This is a genomic window from Teichococcus aestuarii (genome assembly GCF_003116135.1).
GTDB lineage: Bacteria > Pseudomonadota > Alphaproteobacteria > Acetobacterales > Acetobacteraceae > Pseudoroseomonas > Pseudoroseomonas aestuarii.
Genome location: NZ_PDOA01000100.1, coordinates 1 through 265, shown reverse-complemented (window position 1 = coordinate 265; position 265 = coordinate 1). Strand labels below are relative to the sequence as shown.

Annotated in this window: 1 protein-coding gene; it reads left to right on the top strand. The window is 77.7% G+C overall.

What is annotated here, in order from left to right; translation table 11 throughout:
* Positions 1 to 265: hypothetical protein (locus CR165_RS26300; protein ID WP_181378363.1), on the top strand; the 265-nt coding region annotated here is incomplete at both ends.

Genomic DNA, 265 nt, shown 5'->3' with positions numbered 1-265 from the left:
CGCAAGGCCGCCGCGCCGAAGGCGACCGCGACGCGCAAGAGCGCCGCCGCTGCCAAGAGCACGACGACGCGCAAGGCCGCCGCGCCGAAGGCGGCCGCGACGCGCAAGAGCGCCGCCGCTGCCAAGACCGCGACGACGCGCAAGGCCGCCGCGCCGAAGGCGACCGCGACGCGCAAGAGTGCCGCCGCTGCCAAGAGCACGACGACGCGCAAGGCCGCCGCGCCGAAGGCGGCCGCGACGCGCAAGAGCGCCGCCGCTGCCAAGA